This is a genomic window from Pseudomonas sp. FW305-E2 (assembly GCF_058782925.1).
The window spans coordinates 1-21007 of sequence record NZ_JBYSYE010000053.1 but is presented as its reverse complement, the minus strand read 5'-3'; the positions used below and the strand labels follow the sequence as shown (position 1 = coordinate 21007).

The window sequence follows — 21007 nt, the reverse complement described above, 5'->3', positions numbered from 1 at the left end:
CCCAGTCTGCGGGCTTTCATCAAAGGTTTATCTTACGGCGTATTACAGATGGAATGCACCGTTGAGCGGCATGGAAAAATTCGCACCATGGTACAAATTAGAGTATAGGCTCTAGGCAACCCCGGCCCGGACTCGACACCACCATGAACTCGCCCAGTGCCTTGCCCCCTCTGCAATTCGACCTCGACCTCGCAACGACGTTCGCGGCCCAGCGCCAGGCCTTTGCCGGTAACCCGCTGCCACCAGCGGCGCAGCGGCGCCAGTGGCTGAAAAGCCTGCGTGAAGCCTTGCTGAGCAGCCAGGCAGGACTGATCGAAGCCATCAGCCAGGATTTTGCCGGGCGCAGCGCCGATGAGACCTTGCTGGCCGAACTGCTACCGTCGGTGCAGGGCCTGCGTCACGCCGAAAAGCACTTGCAAAGCTGGATGCGCACCCGCCGACGCCGCGTCGGCCTGGCGTTCCAGCCGGCCAGCGCACAGGTGCGCTATCAACCCTTGGGCGTGGTCGGCATCATGGTGCCGTGGAACTACCCGCTGTTCCTCGCCATCGGCCCGTTGACCTGCGCCCTGGCCGCCGGCAACCGGGTCATGCTCAAGCTTAGCGAGGCCACGCCCGCGACTGGCCTGGCCCTACAGCAACTGCTCGAGCGTGTGTTCCCCACAGACCTGGTCAGCGTTGTGCTCGGTGAGGTCGAGGTGGGCCAGGCCTTCGCCCGCCTGCCGTTCGATCACCTGCTGTTCACCGGTGCCACCAGCGTGGGCCGCCAGGTGATGCAGGCTGCCGCACACAACCTGACCCCGGTCACCCTGGAGCTGGGTGGCAAATCCCCCGCTATTGTTTCTGACGATGTGCCGCTGGACAGCGCCGCCGAACGCATCGCCTTCGGCAAGACCCTCAACGCCGGCCAAACCTGCGTCGCCCCCGACTACGTACTGGTGCCGCGCGAACGGCTGCCCGCCTTCAGCGACGCCTACCAGCGCGCCGTGCACCGACTGTACCCGCGTATTGCCGACAACCCCGACTACACCGCCATCATCAACCCGCGCCAGTTGCAGCGCTTGCAGCACCTGCTGGACGATGCCCGCGCCAAAGGCGCGCAAGTACTCGACTTGTACCCAGGCGAAGCCCCTCAGGGGCGGCGCCTGCCACCACACTTGCTGCTGGATGTGAACGACAGCATGCAGGTGATGCAGGACGAAATCTTCGGCCCGCTATTGCCGTTAGTGCCTTATGACGGCCTCGACCAGGCCTTGGCCTACATCAACCAGCGCCCACGCCCACTGGCGCTGTACTTCTTTGGCTATGACCGCCACACCCAGGAGCATGTGCTGCGTCACACCCACTCCGGCGGTGTGTGCCTGAACGACACCTTGCTGCATGTTGCCCAGGACGATCTACCCTTCGGCGGCATCGGCCCTTCAGGCATGGGCCACTACCATGGTCATGACGGCTTCCTCACCTTCAGCAAGGCCAAGGCAGTACTTGCCAAACAACGCTTCAACGCCGCACGGCTGATCTACCCGCCTTATGGCAAAGCCTTGCAGCGCCTGGTCTACAAACTGTTCATCCGCTGAGGATCGCACCATGCACCGCCGCGACCTGCTGCGTTTCAGCCTCGGCGCCAGTGCTTTTCTGGCGGGTGCCAGCGTGGTGGGGTGCAGCGTGCAAACCGCCGCGACCGGCTATCAGGTACTCCGTGACGACGACCTGCCACTGCTGCGTGCGCTGATCCCGGTGGTCCTGGCCGGTACACAGGCCACCGAGGCGCCGGTGTTGCGCAGCCTCGACAACAAGCTGGCGGCGTTGTCGCCGGAAATGCTCAAGCTCACCCGGCAATTATTCGACGTGCTCAGCCTGCCGCTGACTCGCGGCCCGCTGACCGGCGTCTGGGGCAGTTGGGGCCAAGCTTGCGCCACGCAGGTCACGGCGTTCCTGCAGCGTTGGCAGGACAGCTCGCTGAACCTGCTACGCATGGGGCACGCCTCGTTGCTGCAACTGCTGCAAATGGCCTGGTACGAACGCCCTGAATCCTGGGCAGACTGCGGTTACCCGGGCCCACCGAAAATCTGAAAAACAACAAGAGCATCGCCAATGCCTGTCCCCGACCCGTTTCGCCAAGGCCTCGAACGCGGCTGGATCACCCACGACGCCTCGCGCCTGGAGCACGACCTGTTTCTGGAGGCCGACATTGCCGTGATCGGCAGTGGTGCCGGCGGCGCCACCAGCGCGCAGATGCTCAGCGCTGCCGGTTTCAAAGTACTGCTGATCGAAGAAGGCCCCCTGAAAACCAGTAGCGATTTCCACCTGCTGGAGAGTGAAGCCTACGCAAGCCTGTACCAGGAAGGCCTGGGACGCATGAGCAAGGATGGCGCCATTACCATCCTGCAGGGCCGCGCCGTGGGTGGCACCACGCTGGTGAACTGGACCTCAAGCTTTCGTACCCCGCCGCAAACCCTGGCGCACTGGGCGTCGGTCCATGGCGTGAACGGTTTGGGCGAGGATGAACTGCGCCCCTGGTTCGAGCGCATGGAGCAGGAACTGGGCATCAGCCCTTGGGCCTTGCCGCCGAATGCCAACAACGAGGTGCTGCGCCGGGGCTGCGAACAGCTGGGTTACCGCTGGGGGGTGATCCCGCGCAATGTGCGCGGCTGCTGGAACCTGGGCTACTGCGGCATGGGCTGCCCGGTGAATGCCAAACAATCGATGCTGGTGACCCGTATACCTGCCACCCTCGAGCAAGGCGGCGAACTGCTGTACCTGGCGCGGGCCGAGCGCTTCACCCACAACGGCGAACGCATTCAGAGCCTGACATGCCAGGCCCTGGACGCCCAGGGCATACACCCTACTGGCCGGCAGGTCAGCGTGCGGGCACGTCATTACCTCCTGGCCGGTGGCGGTATCAACAGCCCGGCCCTGCTGCTGCGCTCTGCCGCGCCCGACCCGCATGGTCGCCTGGGCAAGCGAACCTTCCTGCACCTGGTCAACTTCAGTGCGGCACGCTTCAGCGAGCGTATCGACCCCTACCATGGCGCCCCGCAATCGATCTACAGCGATCACTTTCAGTGGCAAGGCGGCGTAGACGGCCCGGCTGGCTACAAGCTGGAAGTACCGCCGCTGCATCCGGCCCTGGCCAGCACCCTGCTGGGCGGGCACGGCCACGAGAGTGCCCAGCGCATGGCCGAGCTGCCACATACCCATGTGATGCTGGCGCTGCTACGCGATGGTTTTCACCCCGAAAGCCAGGGCGGGGCCGTGGAACTGCGCGGCGATGGTTCACCCGTGCTCGATTACCCGGTCACCGACTACCTGCGGGATGGCTTGCGGCGCGCCTACCGCAGCATGGCGCACATACAGTTCGCCGCTGGCGCCACCCAGGTAACCCCAGTGCACAGCGACGCCAGCGCCGCCTCTAGCCTGGAACAGGCCCTGACCATGATCGACAAACTGCGCCTGGAGCCCTTCCGCACGCGCTTGGGCAGTGCCCATGTGATGGGCGGCTGCGCCCTCGGCGAAGATCCGCGTCAGGCGGTGTGCGACAGCCTGGGGCGCCATCACCAGCTGGAAAACCTGTCGATTCACGACGGCTCGCTGTTCCCCACCAGCATCGGCGCCAACCCGCAATTGTCGGTGTATGCCATCAGCGCCAGGCTCAGCGAAGCACTGGTCAGCCGCCTGGCACACAGCGCATGACAACGAACATGGCCCCTGTCTATAGTGCCATCAGTCGGCCGCATGACTTGGCCGGGGCGCCGTCGCTGCGCTACCATCCGACTCCCCAACGCACTCCAGCCAGGATGACGCGATGAACCGAGTGTTGTACCCGGGTACTTTCGACCCCATTACCAAAGGCCATGGCGATCTGGTCGAGCGCGCTTCGCGGCTATTCGACCACGTGATCATCGCGGTGGCGGCCAGCCCCAAGAAAAACCCCTTGTTCCCACTGGAACAACGGGTTGAGCTCGCCCGTGAGGTCACCAAGCACCTGCCCAATGTCGAAGTCATCGGCTTCTCTTCCCTGTTGGCGCATTTCGCCAAGGAACAGGGCGCCAACGTCTTCCTGCGTGGCCTGCGTGCGGTGTCCGACTTCGAGTACGAGTTCCAGCTGGCGAACATGAACCGGCAACTGGCCCCCGATGTCGAGAGCCTGTTCCTGACGCCGTCGGAGCGTTATTCGTTCATTTCCTCGACCCTGGTCCGGGAGATTGCTGCGCTGGGCGGTGATATCAGCAAGTTCGTCCACCCGGTGGTGGCCGACGCACTGACTGAACGCTTCAAGAAGTAAGCCTGACGCCTGATTGTCGCGCCCGCGTGCACTGCGGGCGCGAATGCGGCACAATTGTGCCCATTGCGTTGAACATGCCCGGGCTGTGAGCCCCGGCCGGAGTCCCCATGTCCCTGATCATCACCGACGATTGCATCAATTGCGACGTCTGCGAACCCGAGTGCCCGAACGAGGCTATCTCCCAAGGCGAAGAGATCTACGTGATCGACCCTAACCTGTGCACCCAGTGCGTAGGCCATTACGACGAGCCGCAGTGCCAGCAGGTCTGCCCGGTCGACTGCATCCCGCTGGATGAAGCGCACCCGGAAACCGAAGAACAGCTGATGGCCAAGTATCGCCGGATCACTGGCAAGGGCTGATCACTGCCCTTCGCTGCACGGTCCCTGTGGGAGCGGGCATGCCGCGAACACCGGCGTAGCCGGTGCCATTCATCGCGTCGCCTGCTTCGCAGGCTTGCCCGCCCCCATAGTTACCGCGCCAACGTTCAGGTTTTGCTTCAACAGGTTTGCAGCGAACGTTTCAGCGTTGGCAGCGCGGGCAGTACACGCTCGCCCTCTGCCCCAGCTTCACTTCGCGCAACTCAGTGCCGCATACCTTGCACGGCTGTCCGCCACGCCCGTACACAAACAGTTCCTGCTGGAAGTACCCCGGCTGCCCGTCGCCACCGATAAAGTCGCGCAGGGTGGTACCGCCCTGCTCGATGGCCGCCGCCAGCACCCGTTTGATCTCGATCGCCAGTTTCAGGTAGCGCGCCCGGGAAATCCCGCCCGCCTCCCGGCGTGGGTCGATACCGGCGGCAAACAGCGCCTCGGTGGCGTAGATGTTGCCCACCCCTACCACCACCGCGTTGTCCATGATGAACGGCTTGACCGCCATCGACCGCCCGCGGGACAGCTGGAACAGCCGTTCACCATCGAACAGGTCGGTCAGCGGCTCAGGCCCCAGGCGCAGCAGTAGCTCATGGTTCAGAGGGTCCAGGCTCCACAGCATGGCACCAAAGCGGCGTGGGTCGGTGTAGCGCAGCATCAGCCCGGACTCCAGCTCGATGTCGACATGCTCATGCTTGGCCGCCGGCAAGCCCAGCTCGACCAGCCGCAGGTTGCCCGACATGCCCAAGTGGCTGATCAGCGTACCCACTTCGGCATTGATCAACAGGTACTTGGCACGTCGCTCCACGCTGACGATGCGCTGCCCTGACAGGCGCACATCGAGGTCTTCCGGAATCGGCCAGCGCAGACGCCGGTCGCGTACCACCACACGGCTGACGCGCTGGCCTTCCAGGTGTGGCGCAATACCGCGCCGGGTGGTTTCTACTTCTGGCAATTCCGGCATGTGTCAGTGTCCGCCCAACTCGCGAATGTTCTGCTTGAGGTTTTCGAAATCGTATTCCGACAAACCAATGTAATCGAGCACCAACGGGCCGACCACATTCCATTCGTGGTCCACCGCCTGGTTGCCCAGCACACGGTAGGACGCGCAGATATGCTCGGCCATCTTCAGCACCGCCAACAGGTTTTTCAGCTGGCTCTGGGTATTGCGCGAGGTATCGTCGCGGAACACGGCCAAGGCATTGTGGTGGTTGGCGATGGCCGCACTGAGGTGCTCGGGCAAGCGCCAGGATTTGGCTGTGAAGTAGCCGACCACTGAATGGTTGGTGTTGAACGTGCGGTTTTCGGTATCGACCACGCGTGTTTCTTCGTCGGCCTTGGCGTATGCCTCTTCCAGCACGTCCATGTAATTGGGGAAGCGCTTGAGCATCAACGGCACGCCACAGTCATGGAAGAGGCCAAGGGTATAGGCTTCGTCCGCCGCCTGTATGCCGGTACGCTTGGCCAGCGTCAGGCAGGTCATCGCGACGTCCTGGGCGGTATCCCAGAAGCGGTTGAGGGTAACGATGGTCTCGTCACTCATCTCGCCCTTGATCGACTGGGCGTTGATCAGGTTGATGATCGACCGGCTCCCCAGCAGGTTTACCGCACGCTGGATCGAACCGATCTTGTTGGACAACCCGAAGTGCGGAGAGTTGACCAGCTTGAGCAAGGCGCCAGAGAGGCCCGGGTCCTGGGAAATCAGCTTGGCGATGGTTTCCAGGTCTGGGTCAGGCATGTACTGCTCGAACTGCAGATCGACCATGATTTGCGGTTGAGGCGGGATGGTGATGCCTTGCAAGGCTTGCTGGATCTGTTCGGCGCTGAGTTCTTGGGACATACGTACACACTCGTTTAGGACGGGGGATTTTAACCCTCTAAGCGCCCCCGGGCACCACACCTGTAAAAGCTAAAGCACTGCAGACACGCTATAATCCCGCTCTTTTTCCCGGAGCGACGTCATGTCCCTGCCCAGCCTTCGCCTCAAAGCCAATGCCGACCGCCGCCTGCGCGCCGGCCACCTGTGGGTCTACAGCAACGAAGTCGATGTCAGCGCGACCCCTTTGCAAGGCTTCCAGGCGGGTCAGCAGGCCATTCTCGAGGCAGCCAACGGCAAGCCGCTGGGCATCGTCGCACTGAGCCCGAACAACCTGATCTGCGCCCGCCTGCTGTCACGCGACATCAAGCTGCCGCTGGACAAGTCGCTGCTGGTACACCGCCTGAATGTCGCCCTGTCGCTGCGCGAGCGCCTGTTCGACCAGCCGTGCTACCGCCTGGTCTACGGTGACTCCGACCTGCTCCCAGGCCTGGTGGTCGACCGTTTCTTCGATATCCTCGTGGTGCAGTTGGCCTCGGCCACCATGGAAGCGCACAAGGATGACGTGATCGCCGCACTGGTGCAGGTGCTCAAGCCCAGCGGCATCCTGTTCAAGAACGATTCGGCCGCGCGCGATGCCGAAGGCCTGCAGCGCTATGTCGAGACCGTCTACGGCGAAGTGCCGGACTGGGTGCCGCTGGAAGAGAACGGCGTCAAGTTCGAAGCCCCGGTGCGCGAAGGCCAGAAGACGGGCTGGTTCTACGACCACCGCATGAACCGCGCCCGCCTGGCACCGTACGTGAAGGGCAAGCGTGTACTCGACCTGTTCAGCTATATCGGTGGCTGGGGCGTACAGGCCGGTGCCTTCGGCGCCAGCGAAGTGTTCTGTGTCGATGCCTCGGGCTTTGCCCTGGACGGCGTGGAGCGTAACGCTGCACTGAACGGCATCAGCGAGAAGCTGACCTGCATCGAAGGCGACGTGTTCGAAGCCCTGCGCGAGCTCAAGGCGGCCGAAGAACGCTTCGACGTGATCATTGCCGACCCACCTGCCTTCATCAAGCGCAAAAAAGACCTGAAAAACGGCGAAGCGGCCTACCGCCGCCTGAACGAGCAGGCCATGCGCATGTTGAACAAAGACGGCATCCTCGTCAGCGCCTCGTGCTCGATGCACCTGCCCGAGGACGACCTGAACAACATCCTGCTGACCAGCGCCCGCCACCTGGACCGCAACATGCAGCTGCTCGAGCGAGGCGGTCAGGGCCCGGATCACCCGGTACACCCGGCCATCGCCGAAACCCGCTACATCAAAAGCATCACCTGCCGGTTACTGCCAAACAGCTGATATCTGCCAAAAAGGGCCGCCCAGCGGCCCTTTCCTGCCGCAATCCCCCCGCCAACCATCCACATCTGCATTCCCTCACCGCGCCAGCGGTGTAGAATCGGCCTATTCATCGCCAGTCATCCCCGGCGGGTTTATGAGCTCTGGTCAAGCACGCGGCGATCCCGCGCGGTCTTGGCCCCATCCGTGCCAGTGGCAACCGGCCTGCGGCGCAAAGGACAAGAGAAGCTCACTCCCCTATTTGTGACCTGATTAAGCCGCCAGGAGTGTTTCATGCCTGATTATCGTTCCAAGACTTCCACCCAAGGCCGCAACATGGCCGGCGCCCGTGCCCTGTGGCGCGCCACCGGGATGAAGGACGAAGACTTCAAGAAACCGATCATCGCCATCGCCAACTCGTTCACCCAGTTCGTTCCGGGCCACGTGCACCTGAAGGACCTGGGCCAGCTGGTGGCTCGCGAAATCGAACGCGCCGGTGGCGTGGCCAAGGAATTCAACACCATCGCGGTCGATGACGGCATCGCCATGGGCCACGACGGCATGCTGTACTCGCTGCCAAGCCGCGAAATCATTGCCGACGCGGTGGAGTACATGGTCAATGCGCACTGCGCTGACGCCATCGTCTGCATCTCCAACTGCGACAAGATCACCCCCGGCATGCTGATGGCCGCCCTGCGCCTGAACATCCCGGTGATCTTCGTTTCCGGCGGCCCGATGGAAGCCGGCAAGACCAAGCTGGCCAGCCACGGCCTGGACCTGGTCGATGCCATGGTCATCGCGGCCGACTCCACGGCCTCCGACGAAAAAGTCGCCGAATACGAGCGCAGCGCCTGCCCGACCTGCGGTTCGTGCTCCGGCATGTTCACCGCCAACTCGATGAACTGCCTGACCGAAGCCCTGGGCCTGGCCCTGCCGGGCAACGGTTCGACCCTGGCCACCCACTCCGACCGCGAGCAGCTGTTCCTCACGGCCGGCCGCACCATCGTCGAGCTGTGCAAGCGCTACTACGGCGAGAATGACGAGTCGGTCCTGCCACGCAGCATCGCCAACTTCAAAGCGTTCGAAAACGCCATGATGCTGGACATCGCCATGGGCGGCTCGACCAACACCATCCTGCACCTGCTGGCCGCAGCACAAGAAGGTGAAGTGGCGTTCGACCTGCGCGACATCGACCGCCTGTCACGCAAAGTGCCGCAGCTGTGCAAAGTGGCGCCAAACATCCAGAAGTACCACATGGAAGACGTCCACCGCGCCGGCGGCATCTTCAGCATCCTCGGTTCGCTGGCCCGTGGCGGCCTGCTGCACACCGACCTGCCGACCGTGCACAGCCGCAGCATGGAAGAAGCCATCGCCAAATGGGACATCACCCAGACCGATGACGAAGCGGTGCACACCTTCTTCAAGGCCGGCCCGGCCGGTATCCCGACCCAGACCGCATTCAGCCAGTCGACCCGTTGGGAAACCCTCGACGACGACCGTGAAAACGGCTGCATCCGCAGCTTCGAACACGCCTACTCGCAAGAGGGCGGCCTGGCCGTGCTGTACGGCAACATCGCACTGGATGGCTGCGTGGTCAAAACGGCCGGCGTGGACGAATCGATCCACGTGTTCGAGGGCACCGCGAAGATCTTCGAAAGCCAGGACAGCGCCGTGCGCGGCATCCTCGCCGACGAGGTGAAAGCCGGCGACATCGTCATCATCCGCTACGAAGGCCCGAAAGGCGGCCCGGGCATGCAAGAAATGCTCTACCCGACCTCGTACCTCAAGTCCAAAGGCCTGGGCAAGGCCTGCGCCCTGCTCACCGACGGTCGCTTCTCGGGCGGTACCTCGGGCCTGTCGATCGGCCACGCCTCGCCAGAGGCCGCGGCGGGCGGTGCCATCGGCCTGGTGCGCGACGGCGACAAGGTACTGATCGACATCCCTAACCGTTCGATCAACCTGCTGGTCAGCGATGAAGAGCTGGCGGAACGCCGTGTCGAGCAGGACAAGAAGGGCTGGAAGCCAGCCGAGGTCCGTCCCCGCAAGGTAACCACCGCGCTCAAGGCCTATGCCCTGCTGGCCACCAGTGCCGACAAAGGCGCTGTGCGTAACAAGGCGATGCTGGAAGGCCTCTGAGGTGCTTTTGGCGTGAAATAAGAACCGGCGCCCTGGGCGCCGGTTTTTTTATGCCTGCACCGGCCCCTTCGCGGGCACGCCCGCTCCCACAGGGGCCGCACAGGTAGGGCAAGATTTACTGGATCTGCTCCGGCGTGACAATCACCCAGTTCTTGTCCGCCGTCACCGGCAACCCTTCCTTGGCCTGCGCTGCCGCATTTTTGGCAATCATCCCGTTGAGCTGGTCCATGTACTTGGCCTTGCGGTTTATCCACAGGTGGATACCACCTTTGCCCACATCCACCCCATGGAACTGCATGTAGCCATCGCTGGTCGGCGTGTCGCCGCCCACCAGCACCGGTTTCTTCCACTCATCGATGTAGGTAAGGATCGCCGCCTGCTTGCCCGCCATCCAGGTGGCTGGGGTCCACAGGTAAGGGGTCAGCTCCAGGCCCTCGTTAGCCTTGGCATCGTAGTGCCCGGCGCTGATCTGCTTGCGCGCAGTGGTCAGCTGTCCGCTGGTGCGGTCCTTGAGCAGCAGGCTCACGCCAATCACGTTCTGGGGCTTCACGTTATAACCATACTTGGGGTCCGAGGCGACCATGCGCACCAGCTCCTCGGAGGCCGCCGAAATCACATAGACCTCGATGCCGTTCTCCATCAGCTTGTTGTACAGCTCGGCCTGGCCCTTGAAGACCTTGGGCGGCTGAACCTCGATGGCCTTGACCTGGTCGCCTTCGTAATAGGTGCTGGGGATCGGCTTGGTCGAAGCCATCAGCTCATCCACCTGCACCTTCAGCTCCTGCAAGGTAAAGCCGGAGAACACCTGGGCTACCCACGGGTAGCAGACCATGTCATCGATTTCACACAGCCGGTAGTAATAACTGAACAGGCTTTCCTTGTGCTCGGCAGTGTCCTTGAACGGCATCAGCTTCAACGAAGGGTCGAGCTTGTCGCGGCTTAGCAGGCCCTTGTTTTCCATGAACGGAAGCAAGGCTTCTTCCAGGTCATAGCGGTAACTGGTGTTGTCCATGTCGAATACCGCGTAGTTACCCTTGTTGGCATTGGCAGCGATCATGCTGTCGAGCTGTTTGGCCGCGTCAGCAGGCCAGTGTTTGAGCTCCGTGGCGAAGCTTTCGATACTGAACAGCAGGGACAGGCCAATGGCGGCGGCTTTCACAGCGACTTTCATGTACGAATCTCCTGAAATGACTCAGAAACGCTAGTGCAACAATCCCCACTGCAAGCCCCCGATAACGACCTCCAGGCAGCCGCAAACGCCTTGTTCATTGCAATCTGCGACATCCCGTTATTCCATAAACGACTATGCAAATTCCATTTGGGTATAAATTCGTTTGTTTTCAGGCTGTTAGCATTTCCGTTCGCAATCGCTCACAGAGGCGATGCCACTTCTGCTTTTTTCTGCTGGAGCTTCAATGAATCTGCCGCTGTCACTCAACCTGCTGGCGTTCCTGGCCCTGTTGCTGGGCCTGGCACAAACCCGCCGCACCGACTGGAGCCTGGCCAAGAAGGTACTGCTTGGCCTGGTGCTGGGCGTGGTCTTCGGCCTTGTGCTGCACACGATCTATGGCGCTGGCCACCCCGTGCTCAAGGCAACCATCGCCTGGCTCGATCTGGTCGGCAACGGCTATGTCGGCCTGCTGCAGATGATCGTCATGCCGCTGATCTTCGCCTCGATCCTCAGTGCCGTGGCACGTTTGCACACTGCCTCTTCGCTGGGCCGCATCAGCGTGCTGAGCATCGGCACCCTGCTGCTGACCACGGCCATTGCCGCCCTGATCGGCATTGTGTTGACCAACCTGTTCGGCCTCAGCGCCGAGGGCCTGGTGGCCGGCGCCCAGGAAAGCGCACGCATGCAGGTTATCCACAGTGACTACGCGGGCAAGGTTGCCGACCTCAACATCCCGCAACTGCTGCTGTCGTTCATCCCCAGCAACCCGGTAGGCGACCTGGCGCGGGCCAAGCCGACCTCGATCATCAGCGTGGTGATTTTTGCCGTGTTCCTCGGCCTGGCCGCGCTCCAGTTGATCAAGGACGACGCCGAGAAGGGCGAGCGCGCCCTGTCGGCCATCGACACCCTGCAGGCCTGGGTAATGCGCCTGGTGCGGGTCGTGATGAAGCTGACCCCCTATGGCGTGCTGGCGTTGATGACCAAAGTAGTGGCCAGTTCCAACACGGAGGACATCCTCAAGCTGGGCAGCTTCGTGGTGGTGTCGTACCTGGGCCTGGGGTTGATGTTCGTGGTGCACGGCATCATCCTCGCCGCCACCGGCGTGAGCCCGCTGCGCTTCTTCCGCAAGGTGTGGCCGGTGCTGACCTTCGCCTTCACCAGCCGCTCCAGCGCCGCCAGCATTCCGCTGAACATCGAAGCACAAACCCGCCGTCTGGGCGTGCCGCAATCGATCGCCAGCTTCAGCGCATCGTTCGGCACCACCATTGGCCAGAACGGCTGCGCCGGGCTCTATCCTGCCATGCTGGCGGTGATGGTCGCGCCAGCGGTAGGCATCGACACCTTCGACCCGCTGTGGATCGCCACCCTGGTGGCCATCGTCACGCTGAGCTCTGCAGGGGTTGCCGGCGTGGGCGGCGGTGCCACCTTTGCCGCGCTGATCGTGCTGCCAGCCATGGGCTTGCCGGTGGAACTGGTGGCGTTGCTGATTTCGGTGGAGCCGCTGATCGATATGGGCCGTACGGCGTTGAACGTGAACGGTTCGATGACGGCGGGCGTTGTCACCAGCCAACTGTTGAAAGAGACTGACAAGGAAGTGCTGGCCGGTGATGAACATGCCGAGCTGAGCCACACCTGATAGATCGCCGGGGGCGCGTTGCGCCCCTTTCGCAACAAGTTCGTTCGTGTCTTGCTCAAAATCCGAACACCCTGCGGTCTCCCGTAGGAGCGGGTTTACCCGCGAAAGGGCCAGGCCTGCCGGCCAATTTCACCCGCCGTTCACCGTTGCCGCCGCTATCGTATTCGCGGGTAAACCCGCTCCTACTGGGTGGTGGATACACATCGGGGGTCGGACACAGGCCGCTGTAGGAGCGGGTTCACCCGCGAAGGGCTGCAGAGCAGCCCCCAACAATCTCACCCCTTATCCCAAACCTCGAAGTGATACACCGGCTTACCTTCCTCAGCCTGTGCCTCGCTAGAAGTCAGCCTCCACTGCCCTTCATCAAACGCCGGGAACCACGCATCCCCCTCTGGCGCCAACTCAACCCGCGTCAGGTACATGCGGCTGACCAGCCCCTTCTCCAGCGCCTGCCCATACAGCTGCGCCCCACCAATGAGCATCAGCTCACCGACGCCCTGCTCGCGCGCCCACTGCTCGGCCCGCACCAACGCCTCTTCAAGCGAGGCGAACACTTCGGCACCTGCAAGTTCAAGCCCCGGCTGGCGGCTGACCACGATGTTCAGCCGCCCAGGCAGCGGCCGCCCCAGCGAGTCCCAAGTCTTGCGCCCCATGATGATCGGCTTGCCCAGGGTGGTGGCCTTGAAGTACTTGAAGTCCCCCGGCAAATGCCAGGGCATGGAGTTGTCGATGCCGATCACGCGGTTCTCGGCATAAGCCGCGATCAGGCTGAGGGGGAGTGATGTATTCATGCCAGCGAGGATAGCACCGGGCGTGTGGGTTATGCTTCTGCCTTGACCTGTGCAATGGAAGACCTTGTGACTGCACCCACGCCACTGGACAAGCGCTGGCTCACCGAAGCGGTACGCCTGCGCGAAGAACATGCCGGCCCGCTGGAAGACCAGGAAGCCAACCGCTACGCCCGCCAGCTAGGTGGCGACCTGGCCACGCGCATCGAAACACGTGCGCTGTTCCTGGCCGAGCGCGATGACATGACCGGCGCCCTGCGCCATTGGAAGCAGGGCGCGCGCCTGGCGCTGCTGGCCTTGTTGCTGATGGCCGTGCTCAGCGGCGCGGGCCTGGGGCTGGCCGCCCTCGGTGACGGGCAGCGCCCGGTGAATGTGTTCTGGGCGCTGGGCAGCCTGCTCGGGCTGAACCTGCTGATGCTACTTGGCTGGGGCATGGGTTTTGCCCTGAGCGGCGAGCATGGCGCAGGGCTGGGCCGCTTGTGGCTGTGGCTAAGCGAACGCTTTGCCCGCGATGCCAAGGCCGCGCACCTGGCGCCAGCGCTGCTGGTGCTGCTGCAACGTCAACGCCTCAACCGGTGGCTGCTCGGCCTGTTGGTACACGGCCTTTGGCTGCTGGCGATGCTCACCGCGCTGGGCATGCTGCTGGTCTTGCTGGCGACCCGGCGCTATGGCTTTGTCTGGGAGACCACCTTGCTCGCCGCCGAGCCGTTCATTCACCTGACCCAAGCGCTGGGCGCCCTCCCCTCGTTGCTGGGCTTCGCCGTGCCCGACGAAGCCATGATCCGGGCCAGCGGCGACAGCCTGCCAGCCCTGGACGTGGCCCGCCAGGCCTGGGCCAGCTGGCTGCTCGGCGTGGTGCTGGTATACGGCCTGCTGCCCCGCCTGCTGCTGGCCGGGTTATGCCTGTGGCGCTGGCGCCAGGGCCGTGAACGCCTGACGCTGGACCTGGGGTTGCCCGGTTACGCGCAACTGCGCGAGGCACTGATGCCGCGCAGCGAGCGCATTGGCGTGCAGGATGCTGCCCCGCAAGCCTTGCCGCAGTTTGCCGCCGGGCAGCTGGAAAGCGGCAGCAGCGGTGCCCTGCTGGTGGGCCTGGAGCTGGACGACCAGCGCCCCTGGCCACCTGCCTTACCGAAAAGCGTGACCGATGCCGGCGTGCTCGACAGCCGCGAATCACGCAACCGGCTGTTGGAACAGCTCAGCCGCTTCCCACCGGCACGCCTGGCCATCGCCTGCGACCCACGTCGCTCGCCGGACCGCGGCAGTTTGGCGCTGCTCGCCGAACTGGCGCGCAATGCCGGCGCAACCCGTATCTGGCTGCTGCAGGCTGCACCAGGCCAGCCCCTCGATGCCGAGCGCCTGGGCGATTGGCACGAGGCCCTTGACCGCCTTGGCCTGCAACATGCCGACACCTCACCGCTGACCTGGCTGGAGCATGGCCATGACTGAGCCACTGAAACTGGCCGTGGTCGGCCATACCAATGTTGGCAAAACCTCGCTACTGCGCACCCTGACCCGCGACGTCGGTTTTGGCGAAGTGTCCCACCGCCCCAGCACTACCCGCCATGTGGAAGGTGCGCGGCTGTCTGTGGACGGTGAACCCCTGCTGGAGCTGTACGACACGCCCGGCCTGGAAGATGCCATCGCCCTGCTCGACTACCTTGAACGTCTGGAACGCCCGGGCGAGCGCCTGGATGGCCCGGCCCGGCTGGAGCGTTTTCTGCAGGGCAGCGAAGCGCGCCAACGTTTCGAGCAGGAGGCCAAGGTATTGCGCCAACTGCTGGCCAGCAATGCCGGGCTGTATGTGATTGATGCGCGCGAGCCGGTGCTGGCCAAGTACCGCGACGAACTGGAAGTACTGGCCAACTGCGGCAAGCCGTTGCTGCCGGTGCTCAACTTCGTCGCCAGCAGCCAGCACCGCGAACCGGAATGGCGTGAAGCCCTTGCCCGGCTTGGGCTTCACGCATTGGTGCGGTTCGACAGCGTGGCCCCGCCGGAAGATGGCGAGCGCCGTTTGTACGAAAGCCTGGCGCTGCTGCTGGAAAACGCCCGCCCGGCGCTGCAACGGCTGATCGACGACCAGCAGGCGCAGCGCTTGGCACGCCGGCACAGCGGCAAGCGCCTGATTGCCGAACTGCTGCTCGATTGCGCTGCATGCCGGCGCAGTGTCGAGGCCGAACCGGCGGCAGAAGCCCGGGCCATCGCGGCGCTGCGTCAGGACATTCGCCAACGTGAACAACGCTGCGTCGAAGCCTTGCTCAAGCTGTATGCCTTCCGCCGCGAGGATGCCCATGCCAGCGACCTGCCATTGCTGGACGGCCGCTGGGGCGATGATTTGTTCAATCCAGAGACGTTGAAACTGCTGGGCGTGCGCCTGGGCAGCGGTGTGGCGGCGGGTGCTGCGGCCGGTGCCGGGGTCGATTTGCTGGTTGGTGGCCTTACCCTCGGCGCAGCGGCGCTGGCCGGGGCGATTGCCGGTGGCGCGCTGCAGACGGCGCGCAACTATGGGTCACGGTTGATGGGCAAGCTCAAGGGCAAGCGCGAGCTGACCGTGGACGACACTGTATTGCGTTTGCTGGCCTTGCGTCAGCAGCAGTTGATGGTGGCGCTGGATAACCGCGGGCATGCAGCGCAGGACAGCATCAGGCTGGGTGAGCTGGATGAAAAGGCCTGGCGCGAGGGCAAGTTGCCGGAGGCGCTGGTCAAGGCGCGGGCGCACCCGCAATGGTCCACCCTGAATCCCGGGGCGAAGCTGAATCAGGCTGAGCGGCAGGAACAGCTGGAGGCGCTGGTTTCACAGATTTGAGCCAGCAGGCCCGGCCCTTTCGCGGGTGAACCCGCTCCTACGGCGGCCTGTGTAGTGTGCCCACCCCCAATCTGCGTAGGAGCGGGTTTACCCGCGAATACGGTGGCGGCGGCAACGGTGAACGGCGGGTGGAGACTGGCCAGCAGGGCCGGCCTCTTCGCGGGTGAACCCGCTCCTACACGGCGGCCTGTGTCCAACCCCCGATGTGTGCCCACCACCAATCTGTGTAGGAGCGGGTTTACCCGCGAAGAGGCCGGCCCTCAATAGTGAAGCGTTACTGCTGGGCCACCTTCTCCGACTTGCCGTCATAGCGCTTGCGCCATTCGGCCAGAATCTGGTCACGGTTTTTAGAAGCCCAGACAAAGTCGTTCTTGATCAACCGCTGCTCATAATCCGCCGGCAGCTCGGTCTGCGGCTTGGCGATGCCCGGCGCGGCCAGTACGGCGAAGTTTTCCTTGTAAAGTTCCATGGCCGCCGGGCTGGCTGAGAAATCGGCCAGGCGCTTGGCCGCATCGGCCTTGGGCGAGCCTTTGATCACTGCGGTTGCCTCGATCTCCCAGCCCAAACCCTCCTTTGGCAACACGATGTCCAACGGCGCGCCTTGGCGCTTGAGCTGAACGGCCGGGTATTCGAACGAAATTCCGATCGGGAACTCGCCCGCCGCCGCCAACTTGCACGGTTTGGAGCCGGAATGGACGTACTGGCCGATGTTCTGGTGCAGCGCATCCATGTAGGCCCAGCCCTGCGGCTCGCCAAAGGTTTGCAACCAGGCACTGACATCCAGGAAGCCGGTGCCGGACGAGGCCGGGTTGGGCATGACAATCTTGCCTTTGTACTCAGGCTTGGTCAGGTCCTGCCAGCTCACCGGTTTGCTCAGGCCCTGTTTCTCGGCCTCGATGGTGTTGAAGCAAATGGTGGCGGCCCACACGTCCATGCCGACCCAGGCTGGCGGGTTGGCGGCGTCACGATAATTGCCGGAAATCTTGCCCAGGTCCTTGGGCGCATAAGCTTCGAGCATGCCGTTCTGATCGAGTATGGCCAGGCTCGATGCCGCCAGCCCCCACACAGCGTCGGCTTGCGGGCGCTCTTTCTCCGCCAACAGCTTGGCAGTGATGATGCCGGTGGAATCACGCACCCACTTGATCTCGATATCCGGGTTGGCTTTCTCGAAGGCCTGTTTGTAGGTTTTCAGCTGCTCGGCTTCCAGAGCGGTGTAGACCGTCAGCTGGGTAGCAGCGGCCGAAGCCTGCAGGCTGAACACGGCGGAAACGGCAGCGGCAAGGGCAAGGTGCTTGTGCATGGGTAGGTTCCTTTCAGGTCAGACGGTCGCGGCGCGTTGGCGCCAGGCTTGAGAGCGGCGCAGCAGGCCGCGCGAGGCTGCAGCCAGCAACAGTGAAGCGCCGGCACTGGTCAGCAGGATCAAGGTGGACATGGCGGCGGCACCGCCAACGTTGCCGGCGTCGTCCATGTTCAGCACGGCAACGGCAGCCAGGAGGGTGTCGGGGCTGTACAGGAAAATCGCTGCCGACACGGTGGTCATTGCCGATACGAACAGGTAGCGGATGATGTCCAGCAGTGCCGGCAGGCAAATCGGCACGGTCACGCGCAGGAAGTGCCTGTACAGCGGCGCTTTCAGCGACATCGCGGCAGCCTCGAACTCGCCGTCGAGCTGGCGCAGGGCGGTGGTCGCGGTCATCTGCGCGGTGGTCAGGTAATGGGCAATGGTGCACACCACCAGCAACCCCATGCCGCCGTACAGCACATGCAGCGGGTTACCGTTCAGGTTGAAGAAGAATACGTAGCCCAGGCCCAGCACCAGGCCCGGCACGGCCATGGGGATGAAGCTGAGCAGGCGCAGCGCATGGTTGAGCAGGCGTTGGCCCTGGGTCTTCTCCATCAGGTAGGCACCGGTGAAGATCACGATGCTGCCGATCAGTGCGGTGCCAATGGCCATGGTCACGCTATTGCGGTAGGCCAGCCAGCCGCCACCGGCAGTGTCTTCGAACAGGTAGTGGCGCAGCGACAACGACAGGTTGTAGGGCCAGAAAGTGACCAGCGAGGAGTACACCGCCATACCGATCACCACCAGCAACGCCGCGCACACCAGCAGCACAATGGTCAGGAAGCAGGCATCACGACCGCGTGATGGCTTGGGTTCGAACACCTGCGCACGGCCACCCATGGCGTCGCCCTGGCGTCTACGCAGCCAGGCGTCGACGGTAAAGCTGAACAGGGCCGGCAACAGCAGCACCATGCCGATCAGCGCGCCACGGCCGAACTGTTGCTGGCCCACCACCGCCTTGTAGGCTTCCAGCGCCAGCACTTGATAGTCGCCCCCCACCACGACCGGTACACCGAAGTCTGTGATAGTGAGCGTGAATACCAGGCAAAACGCCGCGAATACCGCCTGGCGCGAGGCCGGCCAGGTGATGCTGGTGAACGCACGCCACGAGCCTGCCCCCATGCTGGAGGCCGCATCGAACAGGCGAGCATCGGCCAGTGACAGTGCCGACAGCAGAATCATCAGCGCATGCGGGAAGGTGTAGATGGCCTCGCCCAGCACGATGCCCCAGAAGCCGTAGATATTGTCGCTGAGCAACCCACGCAGCAGGCCCTGATTGCCAAACAGGTAGACCAGGGCGATCGCCGGCAGCATCGACGGTGCCAGCAATGGCAGCAGCGAAATCCCCCGCCACAGGCCCTTGGCCGGGATCAACGTGCGTTGCAGGGCAAAGGCGAACAAATAGGCCAGCGGTACCACAATGGCCGCGACAGTGAAGGCCACCGACAGGCTGTTGCCAAGCAACCAATGGAAGCTGGCGCTGGTGAACAATTCACGGGCCGCCAGCAAGCCACCGCCCTGGCCCGCTTCACCGCTGAAACCACGCCAGAAGATCGCCAGCAACGGCATCAGCACGGCCAGCACCAACAGGATCAGCAGCAGGCTCTTGCCGCCGACGACGAACAGCCGGTCACCCAGGGCGATGCCAGCACGCGGCGCGGCTTTGGCCTGGCTCAACGGCAGGGACATTGGCGCGGCCATCTCAGGCAAACACCTGCAGGCTCTGCGGCGGCAACGCCACCCAGATGTTCTGCGAGCCCAGGCGCGGCATGGCCTCAGGGGCCAGCTCGGCCAGCAGGGCATGGCCTGGCAGGGCCTTGAGTTCAAAGCTCATGCGGCAGCGGTTACCGAGGAAGGTGATTTCGCGGACCATGGCCGGGAACAGGTTCTCTTCGTGCACCACCGGGTTGACCGTGATCGCTTCCGGGCGGCAGAACAGCCGGCCACTGCTGGCCTGGGCTGAACCCGGCGCCAGGCGCATGTTCATGTCGCCGACCAGGGCATGGCTGTCGCTGCGGCGCTGGAACGGCAGCCAGTTGCCCTGGCCGACGAACTCGGCCACGAACGGCGTGGCCGGGTGGTCGTAGATTTCCTGCGGGGTGGCGTACTGCTCGACCTGACCGTTGTTCATCACCGCGATACGGTCGGCCATCAACATGGCCTCGTCCTGGTTGTGGGTAACCATCAACGTGGTGATGCCCAGTTGGCGCTGCAGCTGACGCAGTTCGGTGCACAAGTGCTCGCGCACCCGGGCGTCCAGCGCCGACATCGGCTCATCGAGCAGCAGCAGCGATGGCGACGGTGCCAGCGCGCGGGCCAAGGCCACACGTTGCTGCTGGCCACCGGAGAGCTGGCCTGGGTACTTCTTCTCGCTGCCAGACAGGCCAACCAGTTCGACCATTTCGGCCACCCGCTGACGGGCCTGCTCGCGACCACTGCCCGTCAGGCCATAGGCGATATTGGCTTCGACGGTAAGGTTGGGAAACAGCGCATAGGACTGGAACAGGATGCCGTAGTCCCGCGCCTGGGGTGACAGCTTGGAGATATCGCGTTCGCCGATGTACAGCGTACCGCGGTCCTGGCGCTCCAGGCCGGCAATGCAGCGCAGCAGCGTGGTCTTGCCACAACCGGATGGGCCGAGCAGGCACACCAGTTCGCCCGCGGCGATGTCCAGCGAGACATCGTTGAGCGCCGTAAAGGCACCGAAGCGCTTGTGGATGTTGCACACTTTTATCTGTGCGCCGGAGGTGGTGTGGTTCATGGCATGGCCTCATCGAAGAGATGGGGCCATGCTAGGCAGGCTGTGCGAAGGTTCTGTGGCTTTAAGGCAAAAGCCGGTGATAGTGGTATAGGCAGATTTAGTAGTGGCCTGTGCCGGCCTCTTCGCGGGTAAACCCGCTCCTACAACGGCATGCATGTTCGCGGAAAATGCAGGCACGCGGGTACGCTGAAATGTAGGAGCGGGTTTAACCGCGAAGAAGCCAGCAAAAATCTAGAACTGCGAACCGGCCACTTCCTGCGCCACCCCCAGGAATGCCGCTGGCAACCGGGCCTGGCGCCGTTCCTTCAGGCAATACAGGTACTCGTGCATCACCGGCGCATTCTCCAGCGCCAGCACCCGGAGTTCGGGGTTGTGCGGCACCTCATGGCGGGCAATCACGCTGATGCCGATATTGCGCAGCACCGCTTCGCGAATCGACTCGCGGCTGCCGATTTCCATCAGGGCGCCGGCCTTGACCCCGGCCTCCTGCATCATCTGCTCGGTCAGCTTGCGTGTGGTCGAGCCCTTCTCGCGCATCAGCAGGCAATGCCCCGACACCACCTCGATCGACACCGTCTGGCGT

The 21007-nt window shown here is 63.6% G+C and carries 18 protein-coding genes; 10 read left to right on the top strand and 8 right to left on the bottom strand.

Annotation, left to right across the window (positions count from 1 at the left end; all coding sequences use genetic code 11):
* Positions 1–143 precede the first annotated feature (143 nt).
* From AC3WLP_RS25075 to AC3WLP_RS25055, 5 genes are all read left to right on the top strand, one after another.
* A complete protein-coding gene (locus tag AC3WLP_RS25075) occupies positions 144–1574 on the top strand; it encodes a coniferyl aldehyde dehydrogenase (RefSeq protein ID WP_014754745.1) in 1431 nt (476 codons plus the stop codon).
* Positions 1575–1584: 10 nt separating this feature from the next.
* On the top strand, positions 1585–2070 hold the full coding sequence (locus AC3WLP_RS25070) for a twin-arginine translocation pathway signal protein (protein ID WP_088512583.1): 486 nt from the start codon (positions 1585–1587) through the stop codon (positions 2068–2070).
* Positions 2071–2091: 21 nt separating this feature from the next.
* Entirely contained in the window at positions 2092–3690 is a 1599-nt protein-coding gene (locus AC3WLP_RS25065) for a GMC family oxidoreductase (protein ID WP_088512584.1), read from the top strand.
* Positions 3691–3802: 112 nt separating this feature from the next.
* A complete protein-coding gene (gene coaD, locus AC3WLP_RS25060) occupies positions 3803–4282 on the top strand; it encodes a pantetheine-phosphate adenylyltransferase (protein WP_003249065.1) in 480 nt (159 codons plus the stop codon).
* Between the two features lie 107 nt (positions 4283–4389).
* Positions 4390–4641 (top strand): YfhL family 4Fe-4S dicluster ferredoxin, encoded by a 252-nt coding sequence (locus AC3WLP_RS25055; RefSeq protein WP_003249063.1) that lies wholly within the window; start codon positions 4390–4392, stop codon positions 4639–4641.
* Between the two features lie 160 nt (positions 4642–4801).
* Here AC3WLP_RS25055 and mutM read toward each other — a convergent pair whose 3' ends face one another.
* Positions 4802–5614 carry a bifunctional DNA-formamidopyrimidine glycosylase/DNA-(apurinic or apyrimidinic site) lyase gene (mutM, locus tag AC3WLP_RS25050; protein WP_010955661.1) on the bottom strand — a complete coding sequence of 271 codons (813 nt, stop codon included), beginning with the start codon at positions 5612–5614 and terminating at the stop codon, positions 4802–4804.
* Positions 5615–5617: 3 nt separating this feature from the next.
* Positions 5618–6436, bottom strand: a complete 819-nt coding sequence (locus tag AC3WLP_RS25045; protein WP_173881454.1) for an HDOD domain-containing protein — start codon at positions 6434–6436, stop codon at positions 5618–5620.
* A gap of 175 nt (positions 6437–6611) precedes the next feature.
* Here AC3WLP_RS25045 and AC3WLP_RS25040 point away from each other — a divergent pair, with 175 nt between their 5' ends.
* Both AC3WLP_RS25040 and ilvD read left to right on the top strand, forming a co-directional pair.
* Positions 6612–7808: a class I SAM-dependent rRNA methyltransferase gene (locus AC3WLP_RS25040; RefSeq protein ID WP_004575470.1), complete on the top strand. Its 1197-nt coding sequence runs from the start codon at positions 6612–6614 to the stop codon at positions 7806–7808.
* 270 nt (positions 7809–8078) lie between these two features.
* Positions 8079–9920 (top strand): dihydroxy-acid dehydratase, encoded by a 1842-nt coding sequence (gene ilvD, locus AC3WLP_RS25035; RefSeq protein ID WP_003249056.1) that lies wholly within the window; start codon positions 8079–8081, stop codon positions 9918–9920.
* Between the two features lie 115 nt (positions 9921–10035).
* Here the strand turns inward: ilvD and AC3WLP_RS25030 are convergent, their stop codons facing one another.
* Entirely contained in the window at positions 10036–11091 is a 1056-nt protein-coding gene (locus tag AC3WLP_RS25030; protein WP_012053976.1) for an HAD family hydrolase, read from the bottom strand.
* Positions 11092–11335: 244 nt separating this feature from the next.
* Here AC3WLP_RS25030 and AC3WLP_RS25025 point away from each other — a divergent pair, with 244 nt between their 5' ends.
* Positions 11336–12727: an L-cystine transporter gene (locus AC3WLP_RS25025; RefSeq protein ID WP_003249050.1), complete on the top strand. Its 1392-nt coding sequence runs from the start codon at positions 11336–11338 to the stop codon at positions 12725–12727.
* 275 nt (positions 12728–13002) lie between these two features.
* Here the strand turns inward: AC3WLP_RS25025 and AC3WLP_RS25020 are convergent, their stop codons facing one another.
* A complete protein-coding gene (locus AC3WLP_RS25020; protein ID WP_003249048.1) occupies positions 13003–13518 on the bottom strand; it encodes a dihydrofolate reductase in 516 nt (171 codons plus the stop codon).
* Between the two features lie 54 nt (positions 13519–13572).
* Between AC3WLP_RS25020 and AC3WLP_RS25015 the strand changes: the two genes are divergently transcribed.
* Positions 13573–14964 (top strand): DUF2868 domain-containing protein, encoded by a 1392-nt coding sequence (locus tag AC3WLP_RS25015; RefSeq protein WP_012053977.1) that lies wholly within the window; start codon positions 13573–13575, stop codon positions 14962–14964.
* A complete protein-coding gene (locus AC3WLP_RS25010) occupies positions 14957–16321 on the top strand; it encodes a GTPase/DUF3482 domain-containing protein (protein WP_012053978.1) in 1365 nt (454 codons plus the stop codon). The genes AC3WLP_RS25015 and AC3WLP_RS25010 overlap by 8 nt, the downstream gene beginning before the upstream one ends.
* 274 nt (positions 16322–16595) lie before the next feature.
* Here AC3WLP_RS25010 and AC3WLP_RS25005 read toward each other — a convergent pair whose 3' ends face one another.
* The 4 genes from AC3WLP_RS25005 to AC3WLP_RS24990 all read right to left on the bottom strand — a co-directional run.
* The gene (locus tag AC3WLP_RS25005) at positions 16596–17621 is read right to left on the bottom strand and encodes a putative 2-aminoethylphosphonate ABC transporter substrate-binding protein (RefSeq protein ID WP_012053979.1); all 1026 of its coding nucleotides are present in this window, start codon (positions 17619–17621) and stop codon (positions 16596–16598) included.
* An 18-nt stretch (positions 17622–17639) separates the two neighbouring features.
* On the bottom strand, positions 17640–19364 hold the full coding sequence (locus tag AC3WLP_RS25000; RefSeq protein WP_088512585.1) for a putative 2-aminoethylphosphonate ABC transporter permease subunit: 1725 nt from the start codon (positions 19362–19364) through the stop codon (positions 17640–17642).
* Between the two features lies 1 nt (position 19365).
* Positions 19366–20424, bottom strand: coding sequence for a putative 2-aminoethylphosphonate ABC transporter ATP-binding protein (locus AC3WLP_RS24995; protein WP_088512586.1), 1059 nt, complete (start codon positions 20422–20424; stop codon positions 19366–19368).
* Positions 20425–20655: 231 nt separating this feature from the next.
* Positions 20656–21007, bottom strand: a 352-nt coding sequence (locus AC3WLP_RS24990; RefSeq protein ID WP_256596096.1) for a LysR substrate-binding domain-containing protein, incomplete at its 5' end; no start/stop codon positions are given.

Coding starts and splice junctions, on each gene's coding strand:
- AC3WLP_RS25075 (WP_014754745.1), top strand. CDS start 144: ATGAACTCGCCCAGTGCCTTGCCCCCTCTGCAATTCGACCTCGACCTC.
- AC3WLP_RS25070 (WP_088512583.1), top strand. CDS start 1,585: ATGCACCGCCGCGACCTGCTGCGTTTCAGCCTCGGCGCCAGTGCTTTT.
- AC3WLP_RS25065 (WP_088512584.1), top strand. CDS start 2,092: ATGCCTGTCCCCGACCCGTTTCGCCAAGGCCTCGAACGCGGCTGGATC.
- coaD (WP_003249065.1), top strand. CDS start 3,803: ATGAACCGAGTGTTGTACCCGGGTACTTTCGACCCCATTACCAAAGGC.
- AC3WLP_RS25055 (WP_003249063.1), top strand. CDS start 4,390: ATGTCCCTGATCATCACCGACGATTGCATCAATTGCGACGTCTGCGAA.
- mutM (WP_010955661.1), bottom strand. CDS start 5,614: ATGCCGGAATTGCCAGAAGTAGAAACCACCCGGCGCGGTATTGCGCCA.
- AC3WLP_RS25040 (WP_004575470.1), top strand. CDS start 6,612: ATGTCCCTGCCCAGCCTTCGCCTCAAAGCCAATGCCGACCGCCGCCTG.
- ilvD (WP_003249056.1), top strand. CDS start 8,079: ATGCCTGATTATCGTTCCAAGACTTCCACCCAAGGCCGCAACATGGCC.
- AC3WLP_RS25030 (WP_012053976.1), bottom strand. CDS start 11,091: ATGAAAGTCGCTGTGAAAGCCGCCGCCATTGGCCTGTCCCTGCTGTTC.
- AC3WLP_RS25025 (WP_003249050.1), top strand. CDS start 11,336: ATGAATCTGCCGCTGTCACTCAACCTGCTGGCGTTCCTGGCCCTGTTG.
- AC3WLP_RS25020 (WP_003249048.1), bottom strand. CDS start 13,518: ATGAATACATCACTCCCCCTCAGCCTGATCGCGGCTTATGCCGAGAAC.
- AC3WLP_RS25015 (WP_012053977.1), top strand. CDS start 13,573: ATGGAAGACCTTGTGACTGCACCCACGCCACTGGACAAGCGCTGGCTC.
- AC3WLP_RS25010 (WP_012053978.1), top strand. CDS start 14,957: ATGACTGAGCCACTGAAACTGGCCGTGGTCGGCCATACCAATGTTGGC.
- AC3WLP_RS25005 (WP_012053979.1), bottom strand. CDS start 17,621: ATGCACAAGCACCTTGCCCTTGCCGCTGCCGTTTCCGCCGTGTTCAGC.
- AC3WLP_RS25000 (WP_088512585.1), bottom strand. CDS start 19,364: ATGGCCGCGCCAATGTCCCTGCCGTTGAGCCAGGCCAAAGCCGCGCCG.
- AC3WLP_RS24995 (WP_088512586.1), bottom strand. CDS start 20,424: ATGAACCACACCACCTCCGGCGCACAGATAAAAGTGTGCAACATCCAC.